The following is a 16449-nucleotide window of genomic DNA, read 5'->3' on the forward strand; positions in this document are numbered from 1 at the left end:
GTGGGTCTCGTCCGGCCGGGCCGGAGCTCGATCAGGACGTGGTCGAGGCCACCGACCGTATCGACGGACCGTCGATGGAGTCAACACGGTGTCGAGCACCGCGCGTCGGCGGTTATCCTCCCTCCCGTGTCGGTTGCTCCGGAGGACGCCCCGAGCACCGGGCGCGGCCGTCGGCCGGCCCGGCTGTCCGGTGACGACCGGGAGCTCGCGATCCTCGGCACGGCCGAGCGGCTCCTCGCCGACCGGCCACTGGCCGCCATCTCCGTCGACGACCTGGCCCGCGGCGCCGGCATCTCCCGGCCCACCTTCTACTTCTACTTCTCCTCCAAGGACGCCGTCCTCCTGTCGCTGCTCGATCGCGTCGTCGCCGAGGCGGACACCGCGATGCGGGAGGTGTTCGGCACTCCGGCGACCACCCCGCGCGACGGCTGGGCGCGTGCGATCGGGGCCTACTACGAGACCTTCCGCGCGCACCGGGCGCTCACCGTCGCGTGGGCCCAGGCCCGGTCGGCCAGCGACGAGGTGCGCGCCCTGTGGTCGGCGGTCTTCGAGCGCTGGGTGCAGCAGTGCGCCACCGCCATCGACGCCGAGCGCGCCCGCGGAGCGGCTCCGCCCGGGCTGCCGTCACGGGACCTCGCGGTCGCCCTGACGTCGATGAACGAACGGGTGCTCTACGCGACGTTCAGCGGGGACGGCCCGGCGATCGCGGAGTCCGACGTCGTCGACGTCCTGCTGGGCATCTGGCTGTCGGCCGTCTACGGCGCCCAGGCCCCCGGCTGACCGGCGACGGTCAGCCGGGCGCGGTCAGACGGCCGCGGTCAGACGGGCACGATCCGCCCGTGGCCAGACCGGTGCAGACCCGTCCGCCGCGGTCCACGAGGACGTCCTCGGGGACCTCGCCCACCGGGACCACCGTGGTGCCGCCGGAGTCGCGCACGCCGTTCCTCCCGCCGCGACCCGCGGTCGGTCCGCCGGCCAGCGGGAGTGTGTCCTACCGCCGCGAGCGGCGGGAACGCTCACGTGCCCTCCTCGCTGGCGCTCGTCGGCCGCGCTCGCGGGGCTGCCCTGTCCTTGCGTTCGCTCGCGAGCTCGCTCACTCCCCGACGACCGCCGACCCTGCCTCGGCCGCGGTGAAGTCCCGACCGCCGGCGCCGGTGCGCACCACGGTCACGGGGCACGCGGCGTGGTGCACCAGCTGGTCGCTGACCGACCCGAGCAGCAGACCGCCGAAGCCGCCGCGACCGCGGGCGCCGACCACCAGCAGGTTGGCCCCCTCGGCAGCGGCCAGCAGCCCCTGCACCGGCGCCCGGTGGACCACGTGACAGGTGACGCGGACGGCCGGGTCCAGCCCGGCTGCGGCCACGTGCGCGGTCAGCTCGTCGTGCACGGCCTGCTCCCAGTCGGTCATGGGCGGCACGTAGCCGGGCTCCCAGCTGCTGGGCTGCGGTGCGGTGGTCATCGACCAGGTGCGCACCACGTGCAGGTCGACATCGGCCCTGCGGGCCAGTCGCGCGGCCCAGCGCAGCGCCTCCTGCGCGCACGTGGAGCCGTCATGGCCCACCACGACCCCACCCTCGACCCGAACGACCTCACGGACCTCGTCCACCGCTGCCTCCCTGTTGCCGCCTCGCGATGCGATCACCGTTGCGGCCAGCTTCCCACCAGGCCCCGACCGGCGCCGGGTCGTCAGTTGGGGGCCGGTTCCGGCCGCCCGCCCATCAGCACGAGCTCGTCGGCGGGCGGCACCCCGACCGCCTGCAGCGCGGCACCGATCCGGTCGGTCAGGGACCGCAGCGACTCCCGGGCCTGGTCCCGCTGGCGGCACAGGTCCTCGACCTCGCTGCGCACCGCGGCCAGCCGGGCGGCCGCGGCGCCGTCATCGGCCGCCCGGTCCCGCTGCGCCTGCTCGGCCAGCGCCGCCCGCTCCGCCGCGGCCTGCTCGTCCAGCGCCGCCCGCTCCGCCGCCCCGGCGGCCGCCATCCGGTCCCGCTCGGCAGCGGCGGCACGCAGCAGCTCGGCGGCGTCGGTCTGTGCCTTCTCGAGGATCGCGGTGGCATCGGCTTCCGCCTTCTCCAGCACCGCCGCACCCTCGGCCCGGTCCCGCTGGGCGTCGACCCGCAGCTGGTCGGCCACCTCGATCGCCAGTTCCTTGATCTCGTGGGCCTTCCGCAGCCGGGCGTCCGCCTCCAGCCGGGCCTCCGCGCGCACCTGTGCGGCCTCGGCGTCCGCGGCGTCGAGCACCTGCGCCGCCTGGCCCTCGGCGAGGCGCAGCACCTCGCTCACCTGCGCGCTGACCAACGGCCGCTCGCGGCCGACGGGCTGCTCGGCGAGCAGCCGGCGGGAGATCTCCAGCTCCGTACCGCAGGCGATCACCCGGTCGAGCAGGTGCTCCCGCTCCCGCTGCGCTGCGGAGAGCTCCTCCTCGGCCCAGGCCACGTAGTTGTCCACCTCGAGCCGGTCGTAGCCGCGCACCGCTCCGCGGAACGCCGGCCGGTGGTCCAGCAGCGTCTCCAGGCCGCCGACCGGGCGCGGAGCCCGTGCATCGGACCCCTCCGGCAGCGCTGCGTCGTCCTGGACACGGTTGGCGACGAACTCGACACGCCCGAGCATCCGGATGGCCCCCCTGGGAAGTAGGTGACGGGAAATCTGCCAGAGGGCCGCGCGGCGCGCGGACCGCCGTGACGGGTCCGTGACCCGGGTCGGAAGCGACCCGGCGATGCCACGGCAGGCCGTACCGGAACGACTACGTTGCGCTGCCACCGAGCGCCGTCCCATCCCTTCGGACACCCCGGGCATACCGCGCGGATGCGGCGCGTTGTCCCGGCAGAGATAATTGCACTCTCAACCAGATACGGAGAGAACGAGATGCAGTTCGGCGTCTTCACCGTCAGCGACATCACCACCGACCCGACCACCGGCCGCACGCCCAGCGAGGCCGAGCGGCTGAAGGCGGTGCTGGCCATCGCGCAGAAGGCCGAGGAGGTCGGGCTCGACGTGTTCGCCCTGGGCGAGCACCACAACCCGCCGTTCTTCTCCTCCTCCCCCACGACCACGCTCGCGTGGATCGCGGCGAGGACGGAGAAGCTCCAGCTGTCGACGGCCACGACGCTGATCACCACGAACGACCCGGTGAAGATCGCCGAGGACTACGCGATGCTCCAGCACCTGGCCGGCGGCCGGGTGGACCTGATGATGGGCCGCGGCAACACCGGCCCGGTCTACCCATGGTTCGGTCAGGACATCCGCAACGGCATCGAGCTGGCGGTCGAGAACTACGCGTTGCTGCGCCGGCTGTGGACCGAGGACGTCGTCGACTGGCAGGGCCGCTTCCGCACGCCGCTGCAGGGCTTCACCTCCACGCCCCGCCCGCTGGACGGCGTCCCGCCGTTCGTGTGGCACGGCTCCATCCGCAGCCCGCAGATCGCCGAGCAGGCCGCGTACTACGGCGACGGCTTCTTCCACAACCACATCTTCTGGCCGGCCGAGCACACCCAGCGGATGGTGGAGTTCTACCGCCGGCGCTACGAGCACTACGGCCACGGCAGCGCCGACCAGGCCATCGTCGGCATCGGTGGGCAGGTCTTCATGCGCAAGAACAGCCAGGACGCGGTGGACGAGTTCCGCCCCTACTTCGACAACGCCCCGGTGTACGGCCACGGCCCGTCGCTGGAGGACTTCAGCCGGGAGACGCCGCTGACCGTCGGCTCGCCGCAACAGGTCATCGAGCGCACCCTGGGCTTCCGCGACTACGTCGGCGACTACCAGCGCCAGCTGTTCCTCATGGACCACGCCGGCCTGCCGCTGAAGACGGTGCTCGAGCAGCTGGACATCCTCGGCGAGGAGGTCGTCCCCGTGCTGCGCAAGGAGTTCGCCGCCCTGAAGCCCGCGCACGTGCCCGACGCGCCCACCCACGCGGCACGGGTCGCCGCGGCGGGCGGGACGACGGTGCACGCCGCCGGCGACAGCGTGACCGGCCGGACGGCGGAGGCGGTGGCGCGATGAGCACCCGGACCCTCGCCGTCGTCAGCGCGGGGCTGAGCGTCCCCTCGTCGACCCGGCTGCTGGCCGACCGCCTGACGGCGGCGACGGTCGACGCCCTCCGCGAGCGGGGGGTGGCCGCCACCGTCGAGGTGGTGGAGCTGCGCGAGCACGCCCGCGATCTGGCCGACAACCTGGTCACCGGCTTCGCCAACACGAGCCTGCGCGGTTCGGTCGACACCGTCGTCGGTGCCGACGGGCTGATCGCGGTGAGCCCGATCTTCTCGGCGTCCTACAGCGGGCTGTTCAAGACGTTCTTCGACGTGCTGGACAAGGACTCCCTCGCCGGGAAGCCGGTGCTGCTGGGAGCCACCGCCGGCACCGCCCGGCACTCGCTGGCACTGGAGCACGCGATGCGCCCGCTGTTCGCCTACCTGCGGGCCACGGTCGCCCCGACGGCGGTCTTCGCGGCAGCGGAGGACTGGGCCGGGGCTGACGCGACCAGCCCGGCCCTCACCGGACGGGTGCACCGCGCCGCCGGGGAGTTCGCCGACCTGGTGGCCGGCCGTCCGCCCGCGGCGCCCGCGGACCCGTTCGCGGACCCGGTGACCTCCTTCGAGGACCTGCTCCGCGGCCCGGGAGCCTGACCAGCCGGCGACCACATGCCTGCGGCCGGCCCCGAAGGGCCGGCCGCAGACGTCGTTTCCCTCAGTGCACCCGGTCGCACTCGATCACACCGGGGCACGATCGGGGGCGGAGATCAGCCCACCCCCTCCTCCTCCTCGAGGACGCCCTCCTCCTCGACGACGCCACCCTCGTCGAGCGGCTCCTCCTCGCTGCAGGCGGTCATCGTGAACGACGCGGCGGCGATGGCGATGCCGGCCGCGGCCGAGCGCCAGCGACGGTTGGGCAGAGAGGTACGGCTCATGGATTCTCCTCCAGGTCGGCCGGCCGCAGCCGGCAACGGTTCGGTGTCACAGAGCCTGTGTCCGCGACCACCACGTCCCATCCCCACTCAGGGGGGACGTTCACACATCCGTAATACGAAACTAGAGCGTTCAGCCGACGGCGGTCGGGGACGGCGGCGCCGTGCCGCCCTCGGGGCCCTCGCCGGTCATGATCGCGGCGATCGCCGCCCGGTCGGCCGGTGACGGCAGGCCCCAACCGGCCTCGTAGCCGTACACCTCGCGCAGCGGCCGTGACGCTGTCCGGCCGGTGAGCACCTCCACCGAGTCGGTGTCGATCAGCCCGGGGTGCTCGACCCCGCAGGCCTCGGCGACCTTGACCAGGTCGCGGCGCAGCGTGCTGATGTAGTTGGCGGCCCGCACCGACTTCAGCGCCGGGTCCAGCCCGTGCACCAGCCAGGCGTTCTGCGTCGCGACCCCGGTCGGGCACGTGTCGGTGTGGCACTTCTGGGCCTGGATGCAGCCGATGGCCAGCATCGCCTCACGGCCGACGTTGACCATGTCGCAGCCGAGGGCGAACGCGATGATCGCGTTGTCGGGCAGGCCCAGCTTCCCGGCGCCGATGAAGACGACGTCGTCGGCCAGGCCGGCCCGCGCGAAGGTCGAGTGCACCCGCGCGAAGCCGAGCTGGAAGGGCAGCGACACCGAGTCGGTGAAGATCAGCGGCGCCGCGCCGGTGCCGCCCTCGCCACCGTCGACGGTCACGAAGTCCACCCCGCGGCCGGTCTCCGCCATGAGCCGGGTGAGCTCCTCCCAGAACTCCATGTCGCCCACCGCCGACTTGATGCCGACCGGCAGCCCCGTCTCCGCGGCCAGCAGCTCCACCCAGTCCAGCAGGCTGTCGGCGTCGGAGAACTCGGCGTGCCGCGAGGGGCTGATGCAGTCGACCCCCTCCGGAACGCCCCGGGCGGCGGCGATCTCCGCCGACACCTTGGCCGCCGGCAGCACCCCGCCGAGGCCGGGCTTGGCCCCCTGGCTCAGCTTGATCTCGATGGCCCGGACCGGGGCGCCGGCCACCAGGTCCTTGAGCCGGTCCAGGTCGAACCGGCCGTGCTCGTCCCGGCAGCCGAAGTAGGCGGTGCCGATCTGGTAGATCAGGTCCCCGCCGTGCCGGTGGTGGCCGGAGATCCCGCCCTCACCGGTGTTGTGCAGGCAGCCGGCCAGCGCGGCCCCCCGGTTGAGCGCCTCCACGGCGGCTCCGGAGAGCGAGCCGAAGCTCATCGCGGAGATGTTGACGACCGAGCCGGGCCGGAAGGCGCCCGCCCGGCCGCGTGCGGCACCGAGCACCTTGGCGCACGGCAGGTCGACGTCGTGCCCGGCATGGACGTTGGTCGCCGGCACGGCCCGCCCGAAGGTGCGGTGCTTGATCACCGGGTACCCGGCCGTGTACTCCAGGTCGTTGTCGGTGCCGAACGCGAAGTAGTTGTTCTCCCGCTTGCTCGAGGCGTACACCCAGCGCCGCTGGTCGCGGGTGAACGGCCGCTCCTCGTTGTTGCCGGCGACCAGGTACTGGCGCAGCTCGGGTCCGATGGACTCGAGCAGGTAGCGCGCGTGGCCGACCAGCGGGAAGTTGCGCAGCAGGGTGTGCTCCCGCTGCAGGAGGTCGCGGACGGCGACCCCCGCCAGCACGGACAGGCCGGCCGCGGCAGCACGCGAGGCGAGCGTCATGCCCTCACCCTGCCACGGGCCGGCCGCCCCGACAGCCGGACGGACCCCCAGCATAGGAAGCTATGCCTACCGGATCGGGTCCGCATCCATAGGCATAGCCTCCTATGCCTGGAGCTGGGGGGAGCCGGACGGACGACGGCCCCGGAGGGCGGCCGTCAGAGGAACAGGCTCAGCACGAACGCCAGCACGAAGCCGATCGTGCCCAGCAGCGTCTCCATCACCGTCCAGGTCTTCAGCGTCGTCTTCTCGTCCATCTGGAAGAACCGGCTGACCAGCCAGAACCCGGAGTCGTTGACGTGCGACAGGACGGTCGCGCCGCCGGCGATGGCGATCACGATCAGCGCCCGGTCGGCGGTCGAGACGCCGTCGGTCGCCGCGATCACCGGCGCGATCAGGCCGGCGGTCGTGGTCAGTGCGACGGTCGCCGACCCCTGGGCCACCCGCAGCAGGACGGCGATCACGAACGCGGCCACGATGACCGGCAGCCCGATGTCGCCCAGCACGTCGGCCAGCGCCACGCCGATCCCGCTGGCCCGCAGCACGCCGCCGAACATCCCACCGGCGCCGGTGATCAGGATGATCGCGCAGACCGGGCCGAGGGCGCTGTTGACCACCGACTCGATCTCGGCCCCGGAGCTGCCGCGGTGCTTGCCCAGCACGTAGGAGGCGACGAGCACCGTGATCAGCAGCGCGATGGGCGTGGCCCCGACCAGCTGGCCGGTCCGGACGACCCACGACTCCCCGTCGAGGGCCCCGGCGGTGGCCAGCGTGCTCAGCCCGGTGTTGAGGAAGATCAGCAGCAGCGGGAGCAGGAGCAGGGCCAGGACGGTGCCGAAGCGCGGCGGCCCGGCCGTTCCGGTCGAGGTCCGGTCCCCACCACCCGAGGGCGCGGCGACCGCGGGGGCGGTGCCGGCCACCGTGCTCTCCGGCGCCGGCGGCACCGCTTCCGGCCGGGGCGTGCCACCCTCGGCCGGGGTCTCCGGCGCTCCGGCCGCGTCCGGGCCGGTGCGGCCACCGGAGGACAGGATGTCGGGGACGGCGATGTCGTAGCGGCGCCCGGCCCAGAGGCCGAACAGGTACCCGCCCAGGTACCAGGTCGGCAGCCCGATCAGGAGCCCGAAGACCAGGACCAGCCCGATGTCGGCGCCGACCAGCTCGGCCGCGGCCACCGGCCCCGGGTGGGGCGGCACGAACGCGTGCATGACGGCGAACGCCCCGGCCACCGGCAGTCCGTAGGTGAGCAGCGAGCCGCCCAGCCGGCGGGCCACGGTGAAGACGATCGGCAGGAAGACGACGAGCCCGGCGTCGAAGAAGATCGGGAAGCCGAAGAGGAGTGCGGCGACGCCGAGGGCCAAGGGGGCCCGCTGCTCGCCGAAGCGGCGCACCAGGCTGTCGGCCAGCACCTGCGCCCCGCCGCTGAACTCCAGCAGCCGGCCGAGCATCGCGCCGAGCCCCACCAGCAGGGCGACGGCGGCGAGCGTGCTGCCGAAGCCGGTGGTCAGCGTGCCGACCACGTCCGCCAGGGGCACCTGGGCGGCCAGTGCCACGAGGAAGCTGACCAGCACCAGCGCCAGGAAGGCGTGCAGCTTGAGCTTCATGATCAGGAACAGCAGGAGGGCGACCCCCGCGGCGGCGATGAGCAACAGCGGACCGGCACCCAGTGCGGGTTCGACCTCGGGCATGGTTCCTCCTCGAGCGGCGGGTGGGCCTGGCTACGTCTGCACGGTGGGGAGCACCTCGTCCAGCGCGTCGAGCGTGGTGAGCACGTCGGCCAGCGCACGGGTGGACCGCTCGGCGAGCGGGCGCAGCTGCCGGTACACGGCAACGGCGTCCGGATCCGGGAGGACCGGGTCGTGGACGGCGACCAGCGCCGTCGCGGCGGTCAGGTCGGGCAGCGCGCCCAGCGCGTGCCAGCCCAGCAGGCAGGCCCCCAGTCCGGTGCCCTCGGGCGAGTCGGCGATCCGGACGGGCAGGTCGAGTGCCGCCGCCAGCGTGCTGACCCACAGCGGTGAGGCCACCGCGCCGCCGGTCGCCCGCACCTCGCGCACCGGCAGGCCGGTTGCGGCGAAGGCGTCGCGGACCAGCGCCAGCTGCTGGCAGACCCCCTCGACCGCGGCCCGTACGAGGTGCTCGCGGCGGTGCTCCCGGCGCAGGCCGAGGTAGGCCCCGCGCAGCCCCGACCGCCACCACGGCGCTCGCTCGCCCAGCAGGTAGGGCAGGCACAGCAGCCCGCCGCTGCCCACCGGCACCGTCTCGGCCTCGGCCAGCAGCCGGGCGTCGAGCTCGTCGGCGTCCTCCCCCACCAGGTCGGGCGCCGGCTCGAGGCCGGCGGCGAGCGCCTGCGCGGCCCACCGCACCACCGACCCGCCGTTGTTGATCGCGCCGCCCACCACCCAGGCCTCGTCGGTGAGCGCGTAGCAGAACAGCCGGCGGTCCGCGTCCACCGTCGGCGCCGGGACGACGACGCGCATCGCACCGCTGGTGCCCAGCGACACCGCGGCGACATCCGGCCGCACGGCCCCGATGCCGAGGTTGGCGAGCACGCCGTCCGACGCCCCGATGACCACCGGCAGGTCGGCCGGCAGCCCGGTGGCCGACGTGATCTCGGACCGCAGCCCGCGCAGCGCCGCCGTGGTGGGCAGCACCTCGCCCAGCTGCTCGGCGCGGACGCCGGCGATCTGCAGCGCCTCGCCGTCCCAGCGGCCGGCCCGGATGTCGTAGAGGCCGGTGGCCGAGGCGCAGGAACGGTCGACCACGTGCCGGCCGCCGCAGAGCGCCGCCACCACCAGCTCCTTGACCCCGCCCCAGCGCGGCACCCGGGCCACCCGGTCGGGGTCGGCCGCCCGCTCCCACGACAGCTTCACCAGGGGCGACATCGCGTGGACGGGGGTGCCGGTGCGGGCGTGCAGGTCCGGCGCCCGGCCGTCGGCGACCAGCGCCTGCGCCCACTGCGCGGCCCGGTCGTCGGCCCAGGTCAGCAGCGGCCCGAGCGGGCGGCCGTCGTCGTCCATGGGTACCAGCCCGTGCATCGCCGCGCTGAGGGCGACGGCGACGACCCGGTCGCCCCGTTCACGGGCACAGGCTGCGACCGCGGTGAGCGCCTCGATCGCCGCGCCGACGAGCTCACCGGCGTCCAGCTCGGCGCGTCCGGGGGCCGGCACGAGCAGCGGGTACCCCACGCTGACGACGTCACGGACCCGCCCGTCGACGCCGGCGGTGACCGCTTTCGTCGACGTCGTCCCCGAGTCGAGACCGACGACGACGTCCACGCCCACCCCCTCTGCGACCAGCCGGTTCGCTGGCCGCATCCTGCCCGGGTGGCGGACCGGGGGGCAACCGCGACCGGCGCGCCGCTCAGCGGTAGGCGGAGGTGCCGCGCATCCGGGCCCGCACGGCCGCGTGCAACGGCGCCAGCACGACGCCGTCCCGGGCCAGCCGCCCACGGAGCTCTCGGCGGTGGCGGAGGACGCCTCCCAGCCCGATGGCCCAGAACAGGTACTGGGCGGCGAACGCCGCCCGGAAGGCGTCCAGGTCGTAGTCCGCGGAGGTACCCGGGGTGAGGACGTCGAGGACGACGCCCACGACCAGGATGGTGAGCAACGAGGCCACGAACCCGCCCACGTTCACCACGCCGCTGGCGCTGCCGTGCCGCTCCGCCGGGTTCTCCGTGCGGGCGAAGTCGAAGCCGATCATCGAGCCGGGCCCGTTGGTGCCCAGCACCGCCACGAGCAGCACGAGCAGCGGCAGGGGCGCGCGCCCGGGCCAGAGGAGGACCACGGTCCACACCGTCGCGGTCGCCGCCAGGATGCCGAAGACGAGGTCCGACCGGCGCAGCGGCCAGCGGCCGCACAGCCGCCCGAAGGCGGGCCCGACAGCCATGCCGACGACGACCAGGAGGGTGAGCAGCCCGGCCGCCGTGCCGGGGGCCAGCCCCTGCCCGACGACGAGGAACGGATAGCCCCAGAGCAGCACGAACACCGTGCCCGAGAACTGGGTGACCAGGTGCGTGTACAGGCCGATCCGGGTGCCCGGCTCCCGCCACGTCTCGCCCAGCCCTCGGCGCAGCTGGGCCAGCCCGACCGCGGGCGGCCGCGGGGTGCCCTCCGGTGCGTCGCGCAACGCGAGGAGCACCAGGAGCGCCACCAGCACCCCGGTCGCCGCGGCGCCCACGAACGTCGCCGTCCACGACGTCGCATGCAGCAGCGTGACCAGCGGGTAGGCGGCCACGATCGACCCGACCTGACCGAGGATGCCGGTCAGCTGGGTGACCAGCGGGGCCGCCGCCCCCGGGAACCAGAAGGAGACGATCCGCAGCACGCTGATGAAGGTCATCGCGTCGCCGGCGCCCACCAGCACCCGGGCAGCGATCGCCGTGGGGACGTCGGTGGCCAGGCCGAGCGCCAGCTGACCGGCGGCCATCGTCACTGCGCCGGCCAGGATCATCCGGCGCGAGCCCCAGGCGTCCAGCGCCACACCCACCGGCACCTGCAGTCCGGCGTACACGGCCAGCTGCAGCACCAGGAACAGCGACACCGCCGATGCGCCGGCGGAGAACCGCTCCTGCGCCTCGACCGTCGCCACACCCAGCGAGGAGCGGTGGAACACCGCGACGGCGTAGGCCAGCAGCCCGATGCCCCACATCGCGTAGGCGCGGGCCGACGGCCGGGTCGCGGGCACGGAGGTCACCTGGGGACGACACCGGCGGACGCCCGGACCTTCCCCGGGCCGTGGTGAGTTCACTCACGCACCAGCTCCGGCAGGGCGATCAGCATCGACTGGCGCCGGCCGGCCGGTGATCCACACCGCCGGGTGCCGACGACTACTCCCGGTGCGGACCGGGCAGGAGCAGGCCGTCACCGGTCCGGACCGCCGTGGAGGCGGACCGACCGCAGCCCTTGCCCGCGAGACGAGAGGAGCGCCGTCCATGGCGTCCGTCATCCACTACACGATCGCGACCGAAGCAGAGAAGAGCCCCGACTTCCGGCGGGTCCTCTGGACCGGCACGAACACCCAGCTGGTGATCATGACGATCCCGAAGGGCGGGGAGATCGGCGAGGAGACCCACGAGGACATCGACCAGATCCTCACCTTCGTCAGCGGGACCGGGAAGGCGATCGTCTCCGGCTCGGAGAAGAACGTCGCGCAGGGCGACCTCGTCGTCGTCCCGGCCGGCACGAAGCACAACTTCGTCAACACCGGCGAGAACCCGCTGATCCTCTACACCGTCTACGGCCCGCCGGAGCACGCCGACGGCGCGGTGCACACGACCAAGGAAGAGGCCGACGAGGCCGAGGAGTCGGGCAAGGACGAGCCCCCCACGTCCTGAGCGGCTCGTCCCCACCACCGGCGGCGGCCGGGCACCCCGGTGCCCGGCCGCCGCCGTCTCCGTGCACCGCCACCCGGGTGTGGCCGGCCCACTGCCCGGGGACCAGACTCGTCGCCATGAGCGCTCCGGCCACCGGCTCCCCGACCACGCGTGAGGAAGCGGGCCGCACGGTCGTCGCCGAGCTCCGCCGCGCCGGCATCGGCGACGTCGACGACTCCGGGCTGGCCCGGGCCCTGTACTCCTCGGACGCGTCGCTGTACCGGGTGCTGCCCCGGGCCGTCGTCCGGCCCCGTCACCCCGACGAGATCGTGGCGACCCTCGAGGTGTGCCGGTCCCTCGGGGTCCCGCTGACCGCCCGCGGCGCGGGGACGTCGATCGCCGGGAACGCCGTCGGCACCGGCGTCGTCCTGGACACCAGCCGCCACCTAGACCGGGTGCGTGCCGTCGACCAGGAGGCCGGGACGGCCACCGTGGATCCCGGGGTGGTGCAGGCGGCGCTGCAGACGGCCGCCCGCCCGCACGGGTTGCGCTTCGGCCCGGACCCGAGCACGCACAACCGCTGCACCGTCGGCGGGATGATCGGCAACAACGCGTGCGGCTCCCGGGCGCTGGGCTACGGCCGGACGTCGGACAACGTCGTGGCGCTGGACGTGGTCACCGGGAGCGGCACCCGCCTGACCGTCGGCCCGGGCACCGGCCCCCGCGACGGCGTCCTCGCCGACCTGCACCGTCTGGTCGCCGCCGAGCTCGCGACCATCCGCACCGAGTTCGGCCGCTTCGGCCGGCAGGTGTCCGGCTACTCGCTGGAGCACCTGCTGCCCGAACGCGGCTTCGACGTCGCGCGTGCGCTGGTGGGCAGCGAGGGCACGCTCGCGGTGGTGCTGGGCGCGACGGTGCGGCTGGTCACCGACGCCCCGGTGCGCGGCCTGGTCGTGCTGGGCTACCCCACGATGGCCGACGCCGCCGACGCCACCCCGGGGCTGCTGCCCCACGAGCCCACGGCGGTCGAGGGGCTCGACTCGCGCATGGTGCAGCGGCTGCGGGACGTGCCGGCCGCCGTCGTCCCCGAGCTGCCCCGCGGAGAGGGCTGGCTGGTCGTCGAGCTGACCGGCGAGACCGTGGCCGAGGTGGTGGCCAAGGCCCGCGGGGTGCTGGCCGACGCGGGCGCCCTGGACTCCCTCGTCGTCACCGACCCGGCGGAGGCCGCGGCCATCTGGCGGATCCGCGAGGACGGTGCGGGGCTCGCCGCCCGAACCAGCGACGGGCACCCCGCGCACGCCGGCTGGGAGGACGCCGCCGTCCCGGTCGAGCGGCTCGGCGCCTACCTGCGCGACTTCGACGCCCTGCTGGACCAGCACGGCCTGCAGTGCGTGCCCTACGGGCACTTCGGGGACGGCTGCGTGCACGGCCGGATCGACTTCCCGTTCGGTTCCGGTGGTGACCGGGGTCGCGGCGCCTACCGGGCCTTCGTCGAGGACGCCGCCCGGCTGGTCGCCGGCTACGGGGGCTCGCTGTCCGGGGAGCACGGTGACGGCCGGGCACGCAGCGAGCTGCTGCCGCACATGTACTCCCCCGCCGCCCTGTCGCTGTTCGAGCGGGTCAAGGGCCTGTTCGACCCGGCCGACGTGCTCAACCCGGGGGTACTGGTGCGCCCGGCTCCGCTCGACGAGGACGTGCGGATGGCCGCCGCGCCGGCGCTCAGGAAGGGGCTGGCGCTGGCCTACCGGCACGACGACGGCGACTTCTCCGCCGCCGTGCACCGCTGCACCGGCGTCGGCAAGTGCCGGGCCGACCTGCAGTCCTCCGGCGGGGTCATGTGCCCGTCCTGGCCGGCGACCCGCGAGGAGAAGGACACGACCCGCGGCCGGGCGCGGGTGCTGCAGGAGATGCTCGCCCCGGGCGGCCCGGTGACGGACTGGCGGTCGCCGGAGGTGCACGCGGCGCTGGACCTCTGCCTGTCCTGCAAGGGCTGCTCGCGCGACTGCCCCACCGGCGTGGACATGGCGACCTACAAGGCCGAGGTGCTGCACCAGTCCTACAAGCGTCGGCTGCGGCCGATCTCGCACTACACGCTGGGCCGGCTGCCGTTCTGGGCCGACCTGGCCGCACGGGCGCCGCGGCTGGTCAACGCCGTGCTCACCTCGCGTCTCGGCGGGCGGCTGGCCAAGTGGGGAGCGGGCATGGACCAGCGGCGGGAGGTGCCCCCGTTCGCACCCCGCACCTTCCGCCAGCAGTGGGCCGACCGGCCGGCGCACGGCGAGGGCGGGGTGGGCGGGCAGGCAGTGGCGCTGTGGGTCGACTCGTTCACCGACCACTTCGCCCCCGAGGTCGCCGTCGCCGCCGCGCGGGTGCTCACCGACGCGGGATACCGGGTGGAGGTGCCCGGCGCGGACACCTGCTGCGGGCTGACCTGGATCACCACCGGCCAGCTCGACGCCGCCCGGGGCATCCTGGGGGGCACCGTGCGCGCCCTCGCCCCGCTCGCGGCGGCCGGCGTCCCGGTCGTCGGCATCGAACCCTCGTGCACCGCGGTCCTGCGCAGCGAGGCGCTGGAGCTGGTGGGCGGGCCGGAGGCCGAGCAGGTCGCCGCCGCCACCCGCACCCTGGCCGAGCTGCTCGCCGCCACCCCGGGCTGGACGCCGCCGTCGCTGGACGGCCTGGAGATCGTCGCCCAGCCGCACTGCCACCACGCCTCGGTGCTGGGCTGGTCGGCCGACGCCAAGCTCCTCGAGCAGGCCGGCGCCCGGGTGACGCGGCTCGGCGGCTGCTGCGGGCTGGCCGGCAACTGGGGCGTGGAGCGCGGGCACCACGACGTCTCCGTGGCGGTCGCCGAGCAGCAGCTGCTGCCCGCCGTCCGCGACCTGGCGCCCGACGCGGTGGTGCTGGCCGACGGCTTCTCCTGCCGGACCCAGCTCGACCAGCTGGCGGGCCGGCGGGGCCGGCACCTCGCGGAGCTGCTGGCGGAACGGCTGCCCTGACCGGCTGCCACGATGCCGGTCGCGGACCACAGCGGTACCGGCCCGACGCTCAGGCCGCCGCGTCGTCGTCCCGGCGGGCGCGGGCCGCGGTCAGGACGTACGGTCCCACGGCCTCGGCGATGCGCCCGTAGCCGGCCGACGACGGGTGGAACCGGTCCCCGGAGAAGAACGCCGGATCGGTGACGAAGGCACGGGCCACCTCGGCCGCCACCGCGGCGACCGAGGCGCCGCCGGCCAGGGCGACCTCGGCCTGCCGCTGCTGCAGCACTCCGCAGGCGCCGCGGACGAGGGGCCGCAGCGCCGGGGGGACGAACGGCACCATCGACATGTCCGGTGCCGGGACGACGACGACGTCGGTGCCGGCGGCGCGGAGCGCCGTCACCGCGGCCGACAGTGCGGCGGCGGCCTGCTGCGCCGGTACGAACCGGGCGAGGTCGTTGGCGCCGACGACCACGACGGCCAGGTCGGCGGCCAGCGGCAGTGCCCGGCGCACCTGCGCCGCCAGGTCGGCCGAGACGGCACCGGGGACGGCGAGGACGTGCAGGTCGACGTCGAACCCGTCGTCGGAGAGCGCGCGGGCCAGCCGCGGTCCGAGGGCGTCGGAGAGGCGGGCGGCGCCGGTGCCGAAGGCGAGCGAGTCACCGAGGACGGCGAGGCGGAGAGCTGTGCGGACCACGCCCGGTGCAACACCGGACCGGGCACCGGCCATGCCGTGCCCGGGCCCGTCAGCGACCGCGCCAGACCGGCTCCCGCCGCTCGGCGAACGCGGTCGAGCCCTCGCGGGCGTCCTCGGACGTGAACACCGGCGCGGTCACCTCGTCGTGCCGTGCCCATGCCTCCTCGGGTGCCCAGCCCGGCGCCTCCTGGACGATCCGCTTGGTCGCGGCCACCGCGAGCGGGCCGTTGGCGGCGATCGTCCCGGCGAGCTCCACGGCTGCGTCGACGGCGTCTCCCTCGTCCACCAGCCGGTTCACCAGCCCGGCGGCGGCGGCCCGCTCCGCGCCGATCGGCTCCCCGGTCAGCAGCAGCTCCAGCGCCACGGCGCGCGGGACGCGCTGCGGCAGGAGCAGCGCGGCACCTCCGGCGGCCACCAGCGACCGCTTGACCTCCGGGACGCCGAACCGCGCCGTCCGGCCGGCGACGACCAGGTCGCAGGCGAGGACCAGCTCGAAGCCGCCGGCCAGCGCCCAGCCCTCGACGGCGGCGATCAGCGGCTTGCGTGGCGGCGTGCGGGTGATCCCGCACAGCCCGCGGCCGGGCAGCGACGGGCTCTCCCCGCGCAGGAACGCCTTGAGGTCCATCCCGGCCGAGAAGGTGCCCCCGGAGCCGGTGAGCACGCCGGCCCGCAGCTGGTCGTCGGCGTCGAGCTCGTCGACCGCGGCGGCGACCGCCGTGGCCACCTCGGCGTCGAGGGCGTTGCGGGCCGACGGCCGGTTGATGGTGATCACCTGGACGGCGCCGCGGCGCTCCACCAGGACCTTGCGCTCGTCCATGACGCCTCCTCGGCGGGGAAGGGAAGCGGGGCCGGGCAGCC

The 16449-nt window shown here is 74.8% G+C and carries 14 protein-coding genes; 5 read left to right on the forward strand and 9 right to left on the reverse strand.

From position 1 onward, the window contains the following. Positions 1-126: 126 nt before the first annotated feature. On the forward strand, positions 127-780 hold the full coding sequence (locus tag BLASA_RS13705; RefSeq protein WP_014376769.1) for a TetR/AcrR family transcriptional regulator: 654 nt from the start codon (positions 127-129) through the stop codon (positions 778-780). A gap of 313 nt (positions 781-1093) precedes the next feature. Here the strand turns inward: BLASA_RS13705 and BLASA_RS13710 are convergent, their stop codons facing one another. Both BLASA_RS13710 and BLASA_RS13715 read right to left on the reverse strand, forming a co-directional pair. Next, the gene (locus BLASA_RS13710; RefSeq protein ID WP_014376770.1) at positions 1094-1606 is read right to left on the reverse strand and encodes a universal stress protein; all 513 of its coding nucleotides are present in this window, start codon (positions 1604-1606) and stop codon (positions 1094-1096) included. 80 nt (positions 1607-1686) lie between these two features. Next, entirely contained in the window at positions 1687-2610 is a 924-nt protein-coding gene (locus BLASA_RS13715) for a DivIVA domain-containing protein (protein ID WP_014376771.1), read from the reverse strand. Between the two features lie 255 nt (positions 2611-2865). Here BLASA_RS13715 and BLASA_RS13720 point away from each other — a divergent pair, with 255 nt between their 5' ends. Next, positions 2866-4002 (forward strand): LLM class flavin-dependent oxidoreductase, encoded by a 1137-nt coding sequence (locus BLASA_RS13720; protein ID WP_014376772.1) that lies wholly within the window; start codon positions 2866-2868, stop codon positions 4000-4002. Then, positions 3999-4625: an FMN reductase gene (locus BLASA_RS13725; RefSeq protein WP_014376773.1), complete on the forward strand. Its 627-nt coding sequence runs from the start codon at positions 3999-4001 to the stop codon at positions 4623-4625. The genes BLASA_RS13720 and BLASA_RS13725 overlap by 4 nt, the downstream gene beginning before the upstream one ends. Before the next feature lie 113 nt (positions 4626-4738). Here the strand turns inward: BLASA_RS13725 and BLASA_RS25100 are convergent, their stop codons facing one another. From BLASA_RS25100 to BLASA_RS13745, 5 genes are all read right to left on the reverse strand, one after another. After that, positions 4739-4906, reverse strand: a complete 168-nt coding sequence (locus BLASA_RS25100; RefSeq protein WP_014376774.1) for a hypothetical protein — start codon at positions 4904-4906, stop codon at positions 4739-4741. Positions 4907-5036: 130 nt separating this feature from the next. Further along, on the reverse strand, positions 5037-6611 hold the full coding sequence (locus BLASA_RS13730; protein ID WP_014376775.1) for an FMN-binding glutamate synthase family protein: 1575 nt from the start codon (positions 6609-6611) through the stop codon (positions 5037-5039). Between the two features lie 155 nt (positions 6612-6766). After that, positions 6767-8293: a GntP family permease gene (locus BLASA_RS13735; protein ID WP_014376776.1), complete on the reverse strand. Its 1527-nt coding sequence runs from the start codon at positions 8291-8293 to the stop codon at positions 6767-6769. Positions 8294-8323: 30 nt separating this feature from the next. After that, a complete protein-coding gene (locus BLASA_RS13740; RefSeq protein ID WP_014376777.1) occupies positions 8324-9880 on the reverse strand; it encodes a gluconokinase in 1557 nt (518 codons plus the stop codon). An 85-nt stretch (positions 9881-9965) separates the two neighbouring features. Then, positions 9966-11288 carry an MFS transporter gene (locus tag BLASA_RS13745; RefSeq protein ID WP_014376778.1) on the reverse strand — a complete coding sequence of 441 codons (1323 nt, stop codon included), beginning with the start codon at positions 11286-11288 and terminating at the stop codon, positions 9966-9968. Positions 11289-11535: 247 nt separating this feature from the next. On the opposite strand from BLASA_RS13745, the gene BLASA_RS13750 reads away from it, so the two are divergent. Both BLASA_RS13750 and BLASA_RS13755 read left to right on the forward strand, forming a co-directional pair. Then, a complete protein-coding gene (locus tag BLASA_RS13750; protein ID WP_014376779.1) occupies positions 11536-11937 on the forward strand; it encodes a cupin domain-containing protein in 402 nt (133 codons plus the stop codon). Between the two features lie 116 nt (positions 11938-12053). Continuing rightward, entirely contained in the window at positions 12054-14915 is a 2862-nt protein-coding gene (locus BLASA_RS13755; RefSeq protein WP_014376780.1) for an FAD-binding and (Fe-S)-binding domain-containing protein, read from the forward strand. Between the two features lie 49 nt (positions 14916-14964). Here BLASA_RS13755 and BLASA_RS13760 read toward each other — a convergent pair whose 3' ends face one another. Further along, positions 14965-15591, reverse strand: coding sequence for an SGNH/GDSL hydrolase family protein (locus BLASA_RS13760; RefSeq protein WP_014376781.1), 627 nt, complete (start codon positions 15589-15591; stop codon positions 14965-14967). 49 nt (positions 15592-15640) lie between these two features. After that, the gene (locus tag BLASA_RS13765; RefSeq protein ID WP_014376782.1) at positions 15641-16408 is read right to left on the reverse strand and encodes a crotonase/enoyl-CoA hydratase family protein; all 768 of its coding nucleotides are present in this window, start codon (positions 16406-16408) and stop codon (positions 15641-15643) included. Positions 16409-16449: the final 41 nt, after the last annotated feature.

This window comes from Blastococcus saxobsidens DD2 (genome assembly GCF_000284015.1).
In the GTDB taxonomy this organism is placed as follows: domain Bacteria; phylum Actinomycetota; class Actinomycetes; order Mycobacteriales; family Geodermatophilaceae; genus Blastococcus; species Blastococcus saxobsidens_A.

What these genes read in the sequence shown, in the direction of transcription:
- BLASA_RS25100 (WP_014376774.1), bottom strand. Translation starts at nt 4,906, where the DNA reads ATGAGCCGTACCTCTCTGCCCAACCGTCGCTGGCGCTCGGCCGCGGCC.
- BLASA_RS13730 (WP_014376775.1), bottom strand. Translation starts at nt 6,611, where the DNA reads ATGACGCTCGCCTCGCGTGCTGCCGCGGCCGGCCTGTCCGTGCTGGCG.
- BLASA_RS13750 (WP_014376779.1), top strand. Translation starts at nt 11,536, where the DNA reads ATGGCGTCCGTCATCCACTACACGATCGCGACCGAAGCAGAGAAGAGC.
- BLASA_RS13755 (WP_014376780.1), top strand. Translation starts at nt 12,054, where the DNA reads ATGAGCGCTCCGGCCACCGGCTCCCCGACCACGCGTGAGGAAGCGGGC.
- BLASA_RS13725 (WP_014376773.1), top strand. Translation starts at nt 3,999, where the DNA reads ATGAGCACCCGGACCCTCGCCGTCGTCAGCGCGGGGCTGAGCGTCCCC.
- BLASA_RS13735 (WP_014376776.1), bottom strand. Translation starts at nt 8,293, where the DNA reads ATGCCCGAGGTCGAACCCGCACTGGGTGCCGGTCCGCTGTTGCTCATC.
- BLASA_RS13720 (WP_014376772.1), top strand. Translation starts at nt 2,866, where the DNA reads ATGCAGTTCGGCGTCTTCACCGTCAGCGACATCACCACCGACCCGACC.
- BLASA_RS13765 (WP_014376782.1), bottom strand. Translation starts at nt 16,408, where the DNA reads ATGGACGAGCGCAAGGTCCTGGTGGAGCGCCGCGGCGCCGTCCAGGTG.
- BLASA_RS13715 (WP_014376771.1), bottom strand. Translation starts at nt 2,610, where the DNA reads ATGCTCGGGCGTGTCGAGTTCGTCGCCAACCGTGTCCAGGACGACGCA.